Origin of the sequence: Rhizobium sullae, assembly GCF_900169785.1 — a bacterium.
In the GTDB taxonomy this organism is placed as follows: Bacteria; Pseudomonadota; Alphaproteobacteria; order Rhizobiales; family Rhizobiaceae; genus Rhizobium; species Rhizobium sullae.
In genome coordinates this window covers 70,868-88,058 of sequence record NZ_FWER01000016.1, presented here as the reverse complement: position 1 = coordinate 88,058, position 17,191 = coordinate 70,868, and the positions used below count along the sequence as shown (strand labels likewise).

General features: G+C 58.7%; 14 protein-coding genes. 7 read left to right on the top strand and 7 right to left on the bottom strand.

All coding sequences use genetic code 11. The features are described from left to right. Nucleotides 1–857: 857 nt before the first annotated feature. A complete protein-coding gene (locus BN1800_RS16420; RefSeq protein WP_003558908.1) occupies nt 858–1,004 on the top strand; it encodes a DUF1127 domain-containing protein in 147 nt (48 codons plus the stop codon). A gap of 296 nt (nt 1,005–1,300) precedes the next feature. Further along, nucleotides 1,301–1,444: a DUF1127 domain-containing protein gene (locus BN1800_RS43915; RefSeq protein ID WP_084606424.1), complete on the top strand. Its 144-nt coding sequence runs from the start codon at nt 1,301–1,303 to the stop codon at nt 1,442–1,444. A gap of 157 nt (nt 1,445–1,601) precedes the next feature. Here BN1800_RS43915 and BN1800_RS16410 read toward each other — a convergent pair whose 3' ends face one another. From BN1800_RS16410 to BN1800_RS16385, 6 genes are all read right to left on the bottom strand, one after another. Next, nucleotides 1,602–2,564, bottom strand: a complete 963-nt coding sequence (locus tag BN1800_RS16410) for a hypothetical protein (RefSeq protein ID WP_027509330.1) — start codon at nt 2,562–2,564, stop codon at nt 1,602–1,604. 127 nt (nt 2,565–2,691) lie between these two features. Further along, nucleotides 2,692–3,657 carry a glycoside hydrolase family 26 protein gene (locus tag BN1800_RS16405; RefSeq protein ID WP_086999443.1) on the bottom strand — a complete coding sequence of 322 codons (966 nt, stop codon included), beginning with the start codon at nt 3,655–3,657 and terminating at the stop codon, nt 2,692–2,694. A gap of 11 nt (nt 3,658–3,668) precedes the next feature. After that, entirely contained in the window at nt 3,669–4,175 is a 507-nt protein-coding gene (locus BN1800_RS16400) for a DUF995 domain-containing protein (protein ID WP_086999440.1), read from the bottom strand. A gap of 46 nt (nt 4,176–4,221) precedes the next feature. Further along, nucleotides 4,222–6,117, bottom strand: a complete 1,896-nt coding sequence (locus BN1800_RS16395) for a glycosyltransferase family 2 protein (protein WP_086999438.1) — start codon at nt 6,115–6,117, stop codon at nt 4,222–4,224. Then, on the bottom strand, nt 6,114–7,097 hold the full coding sequence (gene galE, locus BN1800_RS16390) for a UDP-glucose 4-epimerase GalE (RefSeq protein WP_086999436.1): 984 nt from the start codon (nt 7,095–7,097) through the stop codon (nt 6,114–6,116). The genes BN1800_RS16395 and galE overlap by 4 nt, the downstream gene beginning before the upstream one ends. A 1-nt stretch (nt 7,098) precedes the next feature. Further along, the gene (locus BN1800_RS16385) at nt 7,099–8,118 is read right to left on the bottom strand and encodes a UDP-glucuronic acid decarboxylase family protein (RefSeq protein WP_027509327.1); all 1,020 of its coding nucleotides are present in this window, start codon (nt 8,116–8,118) and stop codon (nt 7,099–7,101) included. 369 nt (nt 8,119–8,487) lie between these two features. On the opposite strand from BN1800_RS16385, the gene BN1800_RS16380 reads away from it, so the two are divergent. Beyond that, nucleotides 8,488–8,808 (top strand): hypothetical protein, encoded by a 321-nt coding sequence (locus BN1800_RS16380; protein ID WP_086999434.1) that lies wholly within the window; start codon nt 8,488–8,490, stop codon nt 8,806–8,808. A 13-nt stretch (nt 8,809–8,821) separates the two neighbouring features. Here the strand turns inward: BN1800_RS16380 and BN1800_RS16375 are convergent, their stop codons facing one another. Then, the gene (locus BN1800_RS16375; protein WP_086999432.1) at nt 8,822–9,589 is read right to left on the bottom strand and encodes a helix-turn-helix transcriptional regulator; all 768 of its coding nucleotides are present in this window, start codon (nt 9,587–9,589) and stop codon (nt 8,822–8,824) included. Between the two features lie 869 nt (nt 9,590–10,458). On the opposite strand from BN1800_RS16375, the gene BN1800_RS16370 reads away from it, so the two are divergent. The 4 genes from BN1800_RS16370 to BN1800_RS16355 all read left to right on the top strand — a co-directional run bounded on the left by BN1800_RS16370 (nt 10,459) and on the right by BN1800_RS16355 (nt 17,174). Further along, complete coding sequence (locus tag BN1800_RS16370) at nt 10,459–11,418, top strand: fibrinogen-binding protein (protein ID WP_086999430.1); 960 nt, start codon at nt 10,459–10,461, stop codon at nt 11,416–11,418. Between the two features lie 140 nt (nt 11,419–11,558). After that, on the top strand, nt 11,559–13,550 hold the full coding sequence (locus tag BN1800_RS16365; RefSeq protein WP_086999428.1) for a hypothetical protein: 1,992 nt from the start codon (nt 11,559–11,561) through the stop codon (nt 13,548–13,550). A 23-nt stretch (nt 13,551–13,573) separates the two neighbouring features. Next, the gene (locus BN1800_RS16360; protein WP_086999426.1) at nt 13,574–15,838 is read left to right on the top strand and encodes a type I secretion system permease/ATPase; all 2,265 of its coding nucleotides are present in this window, start codon (nt 13,574–13,576) and stop codon (nt 15,836–15,838) included. After that, entirely contained in the window at nt 15,828–17,174 is a 1,347-nt protein-coding gene (locus BN1800_RS16355) for an HlyD family type I secretion periplasmic adaptor subunit (protein ID WP_086999423.1), read from the top strand. The genes BN1800_RS16360 and BN1800_RS16355 overlap by 11 nt, the downstream gene beginning before the upstream one ends. Nucleotides 17,175–17,191 lie beyond the last annotated feature (17 nt).

Genomic DNA, 17,191 nt, shown 5'->3' with positions numbered 1-17,191 from the left:
CCGTGCCGTCTCCAGCGGCTTTCCCGATCAATCTTATAGATGGCGCAGCGTCTTTCGCAATCTCCCGGACCCTAAGCCGTTCAAGATACTTCACTGTGCGAACTTGGCACGGACTTAACCGGCTATTAACAGCAATAGGCTAATATTGATTCTTTCAGATAAGCCATGCGTGAAGCGCATGGCCACCATGATAATATTGCACTGCAAAATAATCATTAGTCATACTATATTGATTATCAAGAAGCGCGGGCGTGGCAGCCCGTCCCGGTTTACCGGAACGCCTGTGGATATGATGTCCGCAACGGAATTCGGAGCAGCGCACTCCTCCTCCCAGCGCCCTCCGATAGACTGACAACACTCCTCCTCCCAGTTGTCAGTCACCAACATGACGCCCACCGGATCCTCCCCCGGTGGGCGTTTTGGTATTCGCGACATAAAACGATTAGCCTGCTGGTTTTCAGGGACTTCGCCAACGGCTCGACCAAGCTGCAGGAGCGCCTGGATCCGGCCATTTGGGAAGCCGCCAGCTCTTTGCCGGAACCAAGCTGTCTCGAAGGGCGAGATCGGCGCCGATTTCATTTTGAAAGCGACCACATCGGCAGCTAGGCCCGGACGCCGGCAATTTGAGCAGCCAACCCAAAGCCCATGCCCGCGAAAAGTCATTCTGCCTATTCATTGACCAAAGAACGGCGAAATCACATGTTTTTCAGCTAGAGACTTGCATCGAATGCATAGGTGGAATGAAATCTTGTCTCTGTTAGTTCTTCGCGGCGCAACATATATTCTGGTCATCAAACGGAAGCCAGCGCTGATGGGCAGCAGCTGGCAGATGGCGAACCCTAGGAAAGGGGATTAAAATGAACTTCTCACGCTCTTTCAACAACTGGCGCAAGTACCGTCAGACGGTTACCGAACTCGGCCGCATGACCAACCGCGAATTGCACGACCTCGGCATCGACCGCTCGGACATCCATCGCGTCGCTCGCGAGGCTTCTGCCCGCTAATTCAGGCGATCAGCGTCCTCCCAAGCTGATCTCCTTTCAAAAACGCCCGGTGCTTCGGCAACGGGCGTTTTCTTTTGTTCAAATTTACACTTTCGTAGTAGTTGCGATGAAAATCGCCCTCCCTTTTGCCGCTTAAAAAATAACTCCTGCGCATTTATCGTGCATCACAGTGCACAAACGCATAGCAGATGCCGTTTCTTTGCACTGCACAATACGACCGGGAACCACTATATCAATGTCATCCGCAAAGACGGCGATGGCGCCGCCCGCGAAGCAACCTTCCGAGGAAGACGACAATGAACCCGATCCGCATTGCCAAGAGCTGGATTAGCTACCGCCGCACGCTCAACGAGCTGGGCAGCCTTTCGAACCAGACGCTCTCCGACATCGGCATCAGCCGCTACGAGATCCGCAACATCGCATCCCGCTCGTTCCGCTAATCGCGGCAAGCGTGATCCATCAAAAACGGCGCCGCTTTGGCGCCGTTTTCGTTTTTTGGCCCTTCTGCCCTAGGCGCTGTGCTCCAGCGAAACGGGCAACCTCACTCTCTCACCCTTGGTGGAACCTTCGTAGGCCTGGTGGGGATTTCCCGATCGGCTAACTCTCCCACCATCTAAGCACTCGCATCGCCCGGAGGGTCACCCATCGCGAGGGCTGGCCCTGCCCGTCATCGACCTCGAACCATACCCGCCCCGTCAGGCTCCAGTCGAGGGGCCAGGTGCCGTTCTCCAGGCGTCTGGAACGAACGTGGCCGATAGCCTCGCCAAGTCGCGGATCGGGATCAGCGCCGGTCAACATCGCAGAGAAGCGGAAATAGTCGAGCGCACGCAAGACGTCGTAGCGCCAACGGTTCGGATGCAGGAAGCGCAGAAACCGCTCGTCTGCCGGCTCACCCGTGCCGAGACGACGGAAGAGGTTGCGCTCTAGGAGATACTCCTCGCCCGACCTACGCGCCTTTTGAGATTCAGGCGTACCGGCGACTTTCTCGTACTCCAGGAGCCCTTCCAGCACGTTGATCGTGCTGGCAAACGACGAGCGGACTGAGCCCTTGAGCCTCTCGCAGTTCCAGCCGCCGTCAGCGAGACGCTCGCCTACCAGCCTGTCGACAATGGACGAGACGTCAGCCCCAAAATAGGCGCCATCGGCAACGGTCCGGCCGTTGATGCACTCCTCGACCTCGCCCTCCCAGTAGGGCTGGCCGCCCTCATCCCAACGCGAATTGGCGCCGATCAATTCGACAGTTCGTTTGGCCCGGTCCGAGGCGGGATCGAGACCAAACTCCCGGAGTTGCGACAACGAAAATGTCGTGGCTGTCCACGGCTGACCACGCTCCTGCCACTCGCAAGGATCAAAATCGGCTGGGACGAAGGAGCCGCCCGCCCATTGCCCATCCTCGTCCTGGTAAGAGAGAAGCCTGGCTCCCCAGCCCTCGGTCTCCACCTTGGCCCGCTCCGCCGCCCACTCCGGCTCCGGGGCGTCAATCAGGTCGCGCATCACCTGCCATCGGATCGATGGGTCGGAGTCGAGAAGCCAGTCGATCACCGAGCCAGAGTCAGTCATGTCGCGTGGGCCTATCAGGAGATCGGGGTCGAGAGCTCGCTTATAATCCACTACTCCTGGCCTTTGCTAGCCCGATGCAATCGTGAGAAATCCGGGCTAGCCATCCACTGCTCGTGCTCGACGACGCTTAATTCGTCTCGTCGCCCTTGATGACCCTCCAGTTCGGACGGCCGAGATTGAAAGGCCAGGCATGGACGTCGCGGTCGTTGAAATAGACGACTTCTTCCAATTTTGGAAAATCGCTGTGCTTCAAGGTCACGGTGTCGATCCACGGCCGCATGTAGGCGTCCTTCCCTTCATAGCCGAGTTCGGCCACCCAGATGGGCTTCCCGTATCCCAAGACGCGCCGGTAGCCGTCCGTCAGTGCCTGACGGAAATCACGGGGACCACCATAGGCGAGCGCGTCGTAGGGTTCCAGGCCGAAGACGGAGAGGCCAACGAGGTCGACATAGTCGTCACCAGGATAGTAGGGATCGAGCCCGTCGAGCCCCTTTGGGGACCACATCATTTCCGCCGCCGGTGCCTCGGCGCGCACGATATCCATCATCCGCCGGTATGCGGTGACATAATCGCGCGGGTTCCAGCCCGCCCAGGAAAACCGGCTGTCCCTGTCCTCCATTTCCTGTCCCCAGCGGACGATGACCGGGCTCTTGAGCTCGGTAATCATCCGAGCGATGGCACGCATGTTGGCGTCGTAATCGCCGCGCAGGACCTTCTGCCGCAGTTCAGCGGAGGTCAAACGCCAGTCGACATCCCATGACCAGGGTTCGATCGTGATCAGCAGATTGCGTCGCCTCGCCTGCGCATAGGCGTCCGCAACTTTCAGCGTTTCAAGATCGACGTCTTCCCACGGCAGGAACAGGTGTTCGGTCGCAACACCTTGCTGCGACGTGAAATCGCCGTGCGGGTCATAGGCACCGAACTTGATGCCAGTGGCATGCAGGACGGGGCGCTTGTCGACGATCGTCTGGCCGGGCGATGCGGGAACGCCCGCCACCTCCTGCGCCAGGCTCGGCCTTGCCGGATCGGCGGCGATAGACAGCAGCAACGCGATCGCGGTGGCCGAGACTATTCGTTCTCTCAGCTTCTTCATGGCTTGTCCTCTTACCTCCGAGCCATCAGCTTCTGCCTGTAGGCATCCGCACTGGCGCTGACGGTGTCCGCCCGCACGAGCTTCAGATATTCATCGCCCGCGCGCGCCGAGGCGTGGCGGAAGATGTACCAATTGCCGTCCGGCTGACGCTTCTGATAAATCACCTTGCCGATCTTGCGATGACCGAAACAGGTGCTGGCGCGGGCCGGGCCTTCTTCGTTCGTCCAGGTAGCGCGCATGCACATCTGCCCGAGATCGTCGACGGCCCACCGGCCCTCGGCCACCCATTGCTTGCCGCCGTCATTCGTCCAGGCGACGAAGCGACGGCCCTCGTCCATGAAGCGGCCGCCACCGGCGCCCCAGGTCCAGGTCTTGTTGCGATAGAGCTGGTAAAGTTCGTAGGCGCTGAGCGGCACAGGCCCCGTCTTCGCTTCGGCCCCCGCTGCCGCGCCCGGCAAACAAAGGGCCAGGCTGAGGACGGCAGCCGCCGCGCCATTTGTTCTTGTTCCTATTCTCATTGCACCCTCCTTCAACCGAATCGCACCCGCCGACATGGCTTTGACTCTACGCGCTCGGCTTCACTCTCTCTGATCCTGCGACAGCAGCCTGCTGCCGGAACCCATTCCACTTGAACCGGAATTTGACGATCCTCGTCTTGCCGCCACCGAGACCGGCGCCTGCGACTGCGAACTTAGCTTCCGTGAAACTGACGATGCCCTGGCCATGCGATAGCGCTTCGAGACCACTCAGGCCGTGCAGGCGGATTTCGCCGCTGCCCGCGACAAGAAGCGCCAGCGCGCTGGCCGCCACGATCCTCAGACCGCGCGAGCGCGTCAGAAGCGGCAAGCCGTTCTCGCCTGCGTGACGTGCGACGATCAGGATAGTCAGCGCGGCATAGATGACGGCGTTGATACCGGCGAAGATATAGAAGCCGCGGGCAGTGCTTTCGGAAGGCGCGAGAACCATCGCTGCAAGGGAAATACCCGCCAGCAGCACGTAGGGAAGCAGAACAACCGGCGGCAGCGTCCTCTGCGCTTGCGCTCCCTTCGGCGTGATGCGGAAATCGACAAAGGAGCCGGAGATGTGATCGCGCAGCGCAGCAAGGCTTCCTGCAAGCGACCACGGCCAGCGCAGGAGAACGAAGGCGATGCCTTCCCAGCCGAAAAGCTTCGCGTCGCTTGGCCGGAAGGTTCCGCTGCGCCTCCAGAAGAGGGCAAGCCCGATCAGCACCAGCGACAGCGGCGCAAAATGCAGCAGAAATTCCGGATAGGTGACGCCGACGAAAACATGGCCTGTCAGCAACGCCACGACCGGCAGGGCGAACATCAGCGCCATGAAGGCCGAAAACAGCGGATACCAGGCCTGCGAGAACAGGAACTGGAACTTCAGCTTCAGCGGCAGCTTCGGCACATAGGTGCGCGAATATTGAAGCAGGATCGTCACCAGGCTCCGCGACCACTGGAATTCCTGGACGACGAGATCGGCAAACGTCGCCGGGCCATCGCCATGGGCGATCGCATCGAGCGCATGCACACCGCGCCAACCGCCGGCATTCATCATCAGCGTCGTCGAGTGATCTTCCGCAAGTTCCGGCCCGAGACCGCCGATCTGACGCAGAGCTGCGGTGCGCACGGCATAATGCGAGCCGATGCACAGCGGCGCCCAGCCGCCGTTATAGCCCGCCTGAAGCGAACCGTGCAGGCTTGCCTCGGCATAGAGCCGGCCTCTTGCGGCCCAGCTGCCGGCGCCATTCGCATCGCAGATGCTGGGAGCCGAGACATAGCCGACACGCGGATCGGCAAAGGGCTTCATGACCTCCTGCAGATAGGTCGGCTCAGGCACGTGGTCGGCATCGAACTGCGCCACGAAATCATAGCGATCATAGCCGTAGCGATCGTAAAAATAGGCAAGGTTGCCTTCCTTGCAGCGCGTCCGGCGCGGCCATACTGTCCGGTGATAGGCGGCGACGCCCTTGCGTGTCGAAATGAAGATGCCATGCCGGGCGCACCAGAGCTTCGTCTCTTCCGCCGGATCCTCATCGGCAAGCCAGATGTCGAACTCGACGCCTTTCTGATTGAGCATCGCGAGCAATGTCTTCCGCACCACGTCGAAAGGCTCGGACGGTGCCTTGGTGACCACCATCGCGATGCGACCCGCGGGAACGGCTGCCGAAGGTTTCATCCGCTTTGCGTTGACGAAGATGAAGATGAAATAGGCCGGGATCAGCGTGACCCAGCCAACGGTCGCCGTGATACCGATGAATGCGGACTTTGAGATCACGTGGGCGGGCTGCAGCCACCACGTCCAGAAATAGGCGAGCGCGGCGAGCCAGCAGGCAACGCCGAACCAGTAGACGGCACGGCTCCAGCCTGCAAAGACGGGCTCGAGCGCATCCGGCCTGGCAGCACGAACCGCCACCGTCGCCCTTGGCTGTCTGGTCACGAATGGCGCCACGTTCATGCCCGTACCTCCAGACCGAAGCTCGGGCTCGCCGTACGAATGATCGTATCGATGTCGGAGAACTGCGGCGTAAAGCCAAGAACCGCCCGCGCCCGTGCCGTATCGGCAAACAGCACCGGTGGGTCGCCTGCACGACGGCAGTCGTAGCGAACAGGAACCTCCTGCCCGGTGATGCGCTGGATTGCGCTCAAGATCTCGCCGACGGAGGTGCCATGGCCGGAGCCGAGGTTGACGCGCAAGGTCTCGCCGCCGCTTGCGAGGTAATCGACAGCGGCAAGATGGGCCTGCGCAAGATCGCTGACATGGATGTAATCGCGAACACAGGTGCCGTCCTCGGTCTCATAGTCCGAGCCAAAAACCTCCAGGCACGGAAGACGGTGCGCAGCCGCAAGCAAGGCCCGCGGAATGAGATGGGTTTCCGGTTCGTGACGCTCGGCGAGATCGCCCTGCGGATCGGCTCCGGCGGCGTTGAAATAGCGCAGCGACACGAAACGAAGGCCATAGGCGGCGGCATAATCCTCCAGGGCCATTTCGAAGATCAGTTTTGTTCGCCCGTAGGGATTGACCGGCAGCTGAACCATCTCCTCGCGGATCGGCAATGCCGCCGGAATGCCATAGGTCGCGCAGCTGCTCGAGAAGACAATGCGATCGAGGTTCTGGTCCAAGCATGCTTCCAAGAGCGCAAGGCTGCCGGAAACATTGTTGCGATAGTATTTGCGTGGATCTGCGACGGACTCGCCGACATAGGCATTTGCCGCGCAATGGATGAGGCACGTGGGCTCGAAGCGGGCGAGCGCCTTTTTCAGGGAACCGGCATCGGCGATATCGGCATCGATCAGCGGTCCCCAGCGAACCGCGTCCTGATGGCCGGTCGAGAGGTTGTCATATGCGACCGGCGTGATTCCCGCGCCGGCGAGCGCCTTGCAGATATGGCTGCCGATGAAGCCGGCGCCACCCGTGACGATGATGTAGGGAGACATCTCATACAGCCTCCACTACCCTTGCCTCGGAAAGACGCGCCTCGAAATAATCGATCGTCCTTCCAAGACCCATTTCCAGCGGAATACGCGGCTGCCAGCCAAGTTTCGCCTGCGCCTTCGTAATGTCCGGCCGCCGCTGCTTGGGGTCGTCGGTGACACGCGGTAAATGAACGATGCGCGAGCGCGAATTCGTCATCTCGCGGATCATTTCGGCGAGCTGACGCACCGGGATCTCGGCGGGATTGCCGAGATTGATCGGTCCGGTGCATTTTTTCCCGGCCGCCGCGAAACGAAGAAAACCTTCGATCAGATCGTCGACGTAGCAGAAGGAACGGGTCTGCGAGCCATCGCCGTAAATAGTGATGTTCTTGTTCTGCAGGGCCTGGACGATGAAGTTCGACACCACGCGGCCATCATCCGGTCGCATGCGCGGCCCATAGGTGTTGAATATCCGGCCGACCCGGATATCGACGCCGTAGGTTCGATGATAGTCGAAGAACAGCGTCTCGGCGCTGCGCTTTCCCTCATCATAGCAGGCACGCGGACCTACCGGATTGACGTTGCCGCAGTAGCTCTCGCGCTGCGGGCTATGCTCCGGATCGCCATAGACCTCGGAAGTTGAGGACTGCACGATCGTCGCTCCGTTGCGCCGTGCCAGGTCAAGCGCATTGACGGCGCCAAGCACGTTGGTGAGCAGGGTTCCGACCGGATCGCGTTGATAATCCGGCGGAGAAGCCGGGGACGCGAAATTGAAAATCAGCGCCGCGTCCACGTCAAACGGACTGCGAACATCGTGCTCGATGATGCGGAACCGCGAAAATGGCCGGAGATGGTGGACGTTGGATCGGCGGCCGGTGGAGAAATTATCCAGACAGATAACCTCGTGGCCGCCCTTGAGAAGCCGCTCGCACAGGTGGGAACCGAGGAACCCCGCACCTCCATTGACGAGCACTTTCTTGGGTGTCCGGCCAGATAGACGATCATAACCGGAACAGATTTCGTTGGGAACGAAACTACGCATTACAAACTCCTTCCCAGTAGGATCACAAACGCTGATCCCTATATTCTAGTAACTCTCCTTCAGTCTCCAGAATTACTCCGAAGCGGAATAGATAAATACTTGCCTTACCAAAGTCGATTTACTCTTCACTTGCCAATTCAAGTCTATCTGTGGTTGATGATATGGCGGTTTGCTGTCCCGTCAACATGAAAAGCATTGACTATTTCGAATTGATTACTCTTATAATACAGTTGAGATAAGCGTGTTTAATCCTGCTTAACTATATTGGATTTGATTATAAAATCGCAACGCAAGCTTCGCTCAACCGATACGGGCTAGACATTGGAGCTGAAGGCAGGCAAAAGGACTGCCGTGTTCGGGGATTGCGCAATGCGGAACTTTGATGTCACCGGAATACGGACTTCGGATGCTGCCCGCAGGACTGCGCTGGCTTTCGGGCTGATGCTGATGGCGGCAGGGCCGATTTCCTGCGCGGCCGTCGATGACCTGGCTCTCGCATCCAACGCGAAGCCGGCAAAGACGGTGGTTGCCAAGGTGCCGCACACCAGCAAGGTCTATAGCTATTCGGCGGCGAACGGCAAAGCGCCGGTGAGCGCGGGTGCCAAGGTTTATCACGGATCCGCACCGTGGATCTGTACGCCAAGCGGCTTCGGCCAGAAGTCGCGTTGTTTCGCGCGACCGGCTATCTAACGGCCAGACAGAATTAGTTGCGCCATCTACCGGATGCGTTGGCAGCTTCATTATTGAAGAAGCGCGATGCGGCCTCGGTGCGGTTGCGGACGTTCATCTTCTTATAGATGTTCCGTACATGAACCTTCACCGTGTTTTCAGAAAGATGCAGCTCATCGGCGATGATCTTGTTCTGCGTGCCCTTGCAGATCAGATCAAGGATCTGAACTTCGCGGGTGGTGAGCGCGGAAAGGTCGCCTTGGCGAAGCCTTAGAGCACCGGCACCAGCTGCCGAGACCGACTTCGTCTCGTAAAGCGATTTCTCCGGCTGCGCGGCTGTGAGCCGGTTAAGCAACGCCGAAGGGAAATGCTCGCCGCCTTTCATCAAAAGATCGACGGCCGCCATGAACACGTCCAGGCGAAGATTGAGCGGCAGCACGCCGTCGATGACCCGTGCTTCGACCAGCCGGTTTATGTAGGGTTCCAGCATGTCGATCGCCTCGACGACGAGACCGATCGACGTCGAGGGGTGATTTTCCCGCACGACCTGAAGCGCCTCGTTCAATTCGACGCCTGCTATATGATAGAAGAGCACGAGCTTGGCATCGTTTGCGTCGTTCTCCAGCATGGCCTTTGAATAGCCTTTGCTGACCACTTCGCAGCCGGCAAATTTCTTCGCCAAAGCCTCTGCCAGGCATTCGGAGAACAAATCCGCATTTGCAATGACCAGTATTGTGTCGCCGGCCGGGCCGAACTTTCGGCTTTGGTCGGCATCCCCCGTCTTTGACGCCGTCATGAACATTTACGCCTCCCCATAGCGCTACACGTTACAGATGCTTTGGGCGATACTGTGAAAACACCCAAAGAGGTGTACCTAAAAATTCTCTGCCTTAGTTATTAGCCATTTCTTAATTATGGTAATATGAACAGATACGAAAATAAATGGCCCAAATGGGTTAGTTTTTGCCAATTTAAAGTGATATTTTCTATTGTTACGGTTGCATAGACGTAAGATAGCTAACTTCTGGGCTATATGTTCCAATATTTTTGGCTCAAAATGGTATTCATGTGCCAATAATAAAAGACAGACTATTTTCGGTATTTTACCATTGGGGCAATGAACTAAAAAGTTACTTATGAAAACCTTCCTGCCCTAAATCCGGCAAGCTGAACCTTCAGAACGCCGGGTCGGCGCCCCCGCGGCATCAGTTTGCGAGGGCGCGGCTGGATATCCGGGTGCCCCACCGATCTGTTCTTCCATGATTACCTTTGGCCATTACTAGTAACTCCTGATTCGCTAGCCCGAATTGGTATCTATCAACAAACTATTTTCTCGGACACAGTCGCATCGTTGCCAAATGGCGACATGGGAGGCGTCGAATATCACCTAGTGCCTGCGGTATCGCGGCGTCTCAGCTGGGGTAATTCAAGGAAATAAGTGCATGAAATCTGCAATATTACTATTGCGGAGCCGGATGCCTGCGCCTTTGTACTGAGTAACGCGCAGTTAAACAAGGGTTTGGTCTACAAACCAAAACGTCAAATGCAGATGAAAAGGTAGTGCTTACATCTGCCGATCTGTAACAGTATCGGAGCAAGCGCGAGCAAAATCCCGTTGAGATGAAAGGGATTTCGAAGGCTGCTCCGAATTTTTTTTGGAGATTAAGCGAAATGACTAACTACAACTATCCGAGTGGCGGCGATGAGACCGAGACGAATGTCGGCGCACTTGCCGATGGTTTCGCCAATACCGCCATCAATGATACTGACGTCGATGACGGCTCCACCGGCTATGTCGGCGGCATCGCCAATGGTGACAATCGCAACAACACAGACAACAGCCTCGATGTCGACGTGGACTCCAAGATCGATGTCGATGCCAATAACGGCGACAACCGCGACAATGAATATGACTGGAGCTACGACAACAAGGAGGTGACCGTCACTGATATCGATACGGATATCAAGACGACCACTATCACCGATACCGACGTCAAAACCGACTATGACTGGAGCTACGACAGCAAGTCGTACAGTGACAACGACGTCATCACCAGTACAAAGACGGAAACGGATATCAAGACGATTACCGACACCGATATCAAGACGATAACCGATACGAACAGCCACAATACGACGACAACCGACAGCTTCAACAAGACGGATACAGACTTCGCCGTTCTGGAAGACGTCAAGGATTTCGACAACCTCGGGATCGCCGGCGGCAACCTCAACATCGGTGACAACTTCTCGTTCACGCTTGATGTCGACAACATCCTCAACAGCTCGCTCGGTGCCGGCGGCAACGGCTTCAGCGCCGTCCAGGCAAACCATCTTGCCGACCAGGACAGCGCCTGGAACATCAGGATGGATAACTCAGGGGCCCAAAACCATCTCAACGCAGACGGCGGCAAGGCCTTCGGCTCGGAAGGAATCGATATCAACGATTGCGGCTGGGAAGGCGGCGCGGGCGATGACGTCACAGGCGCCAGCACGACAGACGCGTCTGCGATCATTGCCAACTCCGGCTTCCATCTGGAAGTCGTCCAGGGCGCCAACCTGCTCAGCAATGCCTTCGAAAGCAACGTGGGCAGCAACGTGGCCGGCGACGACACCGACGCTGGAACCTGACCTCCAACCAGTCCAGAAACAAGCTGCACCGGCATTCCGCCGGTGCAGCTTGGCGGCTTGAGGCGCGGCTGGGAAGGACTCGTCATCGATGAGTTTGCCGCCTTTCGGGCCGGACACCGTGCTGAACGGGAGGGGTCGTCATGCATGCAGAGAAGATTTCCGAAATCGTTGCCCATTTCATCGGCTTATTCGGCGCTGCCACCGATGAAGCGCGGATGCGAAGCAATTACCTGGACGGCGCCCGTCCGCGCGAAGCAGATCCTTCGCTGTCAGAGGACGAGCCTTTCAGCCCGGCCTTCGCTTCGCACCTTCAACTGAAAGATTACGATCCGGGCGTCGATTACCGCTCCGTCAGCTATGATGTGAACTACGAGCATCCCCGCCAACTCGGCGGCATATTCGAAGAGACCTTGAAGAAGCTTGCCGAGATTGCATCGCGCGATCTCAGCGCTCCGCACTTCGGCGCCAATGTCTATCTTCCGGGCGAGGAAGAAGAACTTGAGGTCTTCCAGGGACCAGGGTCGGTCATCAGTCATGTCGCCCAGGCGAATATGCTGATCGACGACGACAATCTGAATATGACCGGCGAGCAGCCGGAACTGCGCGACACGAGCTTCGTCACGCACCGCCTCATGGAATTCAGCGAGAAGGCGGAAGTCTTTACGCCCTTCTCTTCTTATGATCGCGTCGATACGCAGGAGGGCCTGCGGGCGATCGCGGACGATATTCACGAGTACATCCAGGCGGCACGCGCGAGCGGCCCTCCGGTCATGGAAGGTGGCCCACCGCAGATTTTCGTGCTCGCCGACGACCAAATCGACGGCCCTTATGTGAACGGTCAACTTGTTGCAGAAGCGCCTTCAATCGATGACTTCATGCCCGACCGCGGCATCGCAACGCCGCCGACGGAACCGGAAAAGAGCGACGTACCGCTGGAACCGGACGGCAACAGCCTCGATGTGGCGGCAGGCGCGAATGTGCTTGCAAACGTAGTGGAGGTCACCGCGACGGCGATCATGTCGCCGGTTACCGCCGTCATGGGGGACTACCATCAGATTGACGCAATCTCGCAGGTTTACGTCTACAGCGATCGCGACGAGATCGCTTCCGTCTTCAACCAGGACGACAGCGCGGCGACCGTTGCGAAGAACATCGCGATTTTCGAGCGCAGCACTTACGACAATGGAGAGCCCGAAGCCGCAGCATCGTCGGAGGAGCCGATCTTCCCGACGGCCTGGCGCGTCAGCGTGGTCGAGGGCGATGTCTCGTTTGTGAACTGGATCGAGCAGTACCACTTCATCAGCGACAACGACACGATGACCGTGACGACCAGCGGTTCGGAGGCAACGGTGCTGACCGGCGGTAATTCCACCGTCAACCTTGCCTCCTTCCTCGGGATCGGCATTCAATATGACCTGATCATCGTCGGCGGCGACATTCTCGACATGAATGTCATTTCACAGATCGCCATACTCTACGACAATGACTGGGTACGCGCCGAAGACGGTGCTCCGGGAGCAACCGTTCAAGCCGGCAACAATCTGATTTGGAACCTCGCTTCCATCCACAACGTCGGCGGGAACGACCGTTTCGAGGCGATGCCGGACTATGTGGTACAGGCGCAGAAGGCAATTGAAGACCGCGAAGCGGCGATGCCGGCCGGACTGGCGCATGACGTCAATTTCGAAGGCTATGCCGGACTCAACGTTCTCTACATCACCGGCAATCTCTACGATGTAAACATCGTCAAGCAGGTGAGCATCCTTGGTGATTCCGACGACGTGACGCTGGCGGTCTCGGACATTCTCGAGCACAACGCGGGCGTCCACATCCAGATCGATACCGGCAGCAATGCGGTCGTCAACATCGCGCAGATCACCGACTACGACAGCTTCGGCCAGACGACCTACTTGGCCGGCCAACTCTATTCTGATGCCATCCTGATCCAGGGCGGTCTGGTGGAGCACGGCGCATCACAGCCCAACAGCGATCATCTCGCCAATGAAGTTATCGCATTCCTCGGGGAGGACGAGCCGCTAAGCGGATCCGAGGACGGCGTCATCAACCCAGATCATGACCTTTCATGGACGCTGGCGCAACCGGCCGACGTAATGCAAACCGTCGTCGCATAACCGGAGCCAGTGGGAGACGTTACATGAATCATATCTCAAAACATACACTTGCCGCCAACCGCTCGCTCCGACTGGGCCCCACAGACCGTATTGACGACACGCTGACAGGCGCCTGCATATCGGCGATCGACGACGCGGTGGCGAGCCTGCGAAAGCTCACGGAGAACCGCACGGCGCCGGCACAGTCCGTTTCGCCCACCAAGCCGGAGGCCGCAAAAGCTCCGAAACCGAGTGAGAATCCAGCGGAAGAACCGCTCCCGCTGGTTCCCCTGCGCTCCCGAGCCGCCGTTCACCCCGCGCCATCGCCACGGCAGGCGGATGCAGAGGAATTCGTTGCCCGGCAGACACCCGACACGCCGGTCCTGCCGCTCAAGCCACCGGCCGATCAGAGCGAAGCAAAGGCTAACCCCGCAGTTCCCTTCGGCAAAACCATCGATGGCAACCGCGGCCCGATCAAGGAAAACGAGCGCCGCCAGCGCAGCGATGGTGGCAGCAACGGCAAGACTCCGGATTTCGGCGGTGGCAGCGGTGGCGGTGGCGGCGGCGCCAGCTTCCACAAGCGAAGCGAACCGGTGAATTTTGCCGTCAGCCTTGCCAGGGGCATCGCTGCCGTCCGGCGCAACATGGTCATCGTGATGGCCTTCACGATCGCGATCAACGTGCTGCTGCTGGCGATCCCTCTCTACCTCTTCCAGATATCGGACCGCGTGCTGACAAGCCGCTCTGTGGATACGCTGGTCATGCTCACGGTTGCCGTTCTCGGCGCCGTCATCCTGCAGGCCTTCATGGATTCGATCCGGCGCTTCATTCTGATGCGCACGGCGGTCGAACTCGAGGTGCAGCTTGGCGCGCCAATCCTGAGTGCCGCCGCCCGCGCCTCGCTGCACGGCAACGGGAAGGACTACCAGACGCTGCAGGATCTGCAGCAACTACGCTCCTTCCTGACCTCGGGGACACTCATCGCTTTTCTCGATGCGCCGCTGATGCCGTTCTTCGTCGTCGTGGTCTATCTCGTGCATCCGCATCTCGGCTTGATCATCATGATCTGCTGCGCGGTGCTCTTCGTCATCGCCTATCTGAACCAGAAGTTCACAGCCCGCCAGTTTGCAGAGGCGAACGGCTATCTCAGCCGCGCGAACTTCCACCTCGATTCCATGTCGCGCAACTCACAGATCATCAACGCGCTCGCCATGATCCCCGAAGCGGTGAAGATGTGGGGTCGCGAGACGGCCGGCTCGCTGAAATCCCACGTCTCGGCGCAGGACCGGAATATTGTCTTCTCCGGCGTCTCGAAGGCCTGCCGTATGATCACGCAGGTCGCATTGCTCGGCTGGGGCGCCCATCTGTCGCTTTCGGGCGAAATGACGGGTGGCATGGTGATTGCGGCGTCGATCGTTTCTGGACGCGCGCTGGCGCCGATCGAAGGTGCAATCGAAGGCTGGCAGCAATTCAACAAGTCGGCGTCTGCCTTCGGCAGGATCAAGCAGTTGCTTGTCACCTCGCCACTGAACTTCCCGCGGCTGCGCCTTCCCAATCCGGAAGGCCGGCTGGATGTCGAGCGCATCCTCTTCGTTCCGCCGCCACAGAAGAAGGTTATCCTGAACGGCATCTCCTTTTCCCTGAAGAAAGGCGAGTCGCTGGCGATCATTGGCAATTCCGGCTCCGGCAAGACGACGCTCGGCAAGATGCTCGTCGGCTCGATCCTGCCGACCTCCGGCAACGTGCGCCTGGACCTTATGGATCTGCGCAACTGGGACCAGCGGCAGTTCGGCGAAAGCATCGGCTATCTGCCGCAGGACGTTCAGCTCTTCCCCGGCACGATCAAGGCCAACATATCGCGCATGCGCGATGACGTCGAAGATCAGCAGATCTTCGAGGCGGCCGTGCTTGCCGACGTGCATGAGCTGATCGCGAGCTTTCCGCAGGGCTACGAGACAATGGTTGCCGCCGACGGTGCTCCGCTTTCCGGTGGCCAAAAGCAGCGCATCGCGCTTGCCCGCGCGTTTTTCGGCGATCCGAAGTTCGTCGTTTTGGACGAGCCGAACTCAAATCTCGATTCGCAGGGCGAGGCAGCACTTGCGCGTGCCCTCATCCACGCGAAGAAAAAGGGCATCACGACGGTAACGATCACGCAGCGCCCCGCCCTGCTTCAGTGCGTCGACAAGATCCTGCTTCTGAAGGAGGGCTCCGTCGCCATGTTCGGCGAGCGCATCGAAGTCCTGGAGGCGCTTTCCAAGAATAACGGCCGGCCGCAACCGCGTATTGAAGGTAACGACAATGGTGAGTAAGAAACTGCAACCGGCCGGCAACGCGATCGAATGGTACAGCGAAGTGCCGCGCTCCATCCGCTATCACAGCATAATCGGGCTCGGCGTCCTTTTCGCCTCTTTCGGCGGCTTCGGCTTCTGGGCGGCAACCGCACCGCTTGCCTCCGCAATCATTGCGCAGGGCAGCTTCGTTGCGACCGGCAACAACAAGATAGTGCAGCATCTCGAAGGCGGCATCATCAAGGACATGAGCGTCAACGAGGGCGATGTCGTCAAGGAAGGTGATGTCCTCGTGACGCTCGACCCGACGGCGGCGGTCTCCAACGAGCGGATGCTGAAACTGCGGCGCTTGCGCCTGGAAGCGGTGGTGGCGCGGTTGCGCGCCGAAGCCCAAGGCGTCCAGCAATTCAAGATACCCGAAATCGTCATGGCCGAAGTGAGCGATCCGGATGTCAACGCGATCATCCAGAGCCAGAACGTCATCTTCCACAGCAAGCAGATCAAGCTGGAAGAACAACTCAATCTCATCGAGAAGAACATCAAATCTTTGGAATACCGTTTCAAAGGCTACAACGGCCAGAGGGAGTCCTTCGAGCGCCAGCTGGCGCTTCTGACCGAAGAGCGCGATTCCAAGGCCCGCCTCGTCAAGGTAGGCTACATGCGCAAGACCGATCTCCTGGCAATCGAACGCGCCATGGCCGATGTGTTAGGCGATATTTCGCGATTGACCGGCGAACTCAATGAAAGCGAGGCGGAAATCGCCAAGTTCCGCCAAGAAGCGGTCATCGCCGTAAACTCCAACAAGCAGGCCGCACTCGACGCGCTGGAAACCGCCGAATCCGAACTCGACAGCGTGCGCGAGCAGGTTCGCGAAGCAGCAGGCATTCTCGAGCGCACGATCATCCGATCGCCGGTCAACGGCACCGTGGTGCGCACCTATTATCATACGGCCGGCGGTGTCATCACCACCGGCAAGCCGATCATGGAAATTCTGCCTGCACATGTGCCGCTTATCATTGAAGCGCAGGTGCTGCGCACGTCGATCGATCAATTGCATGAGGGACAGACGGCCTCCATCCGCCTTTCCGCGCTCAACCGGCGCACGACGCCGGTGTTGGACGGCAGGGTCTTCTACGTCTCCGCGGACTCGATCGAGGAGAATGCCGGACAGCAAGTGAAGGATGTCTATATCGTGCGTGTTCAGATACCCGACGACGAGATCCGCCGCGTTCATGGCTTCCGTCCGGTACCCGGCATGCCGGCCGATGTGCTGATCCAAACATCCGAACGCACGTTCTTCGAATATCTGACGAAACCGATCACCGACAGCATGTCGCGTGCATTCAAGGAACACTGATGGCAGCAGGCAGGAAA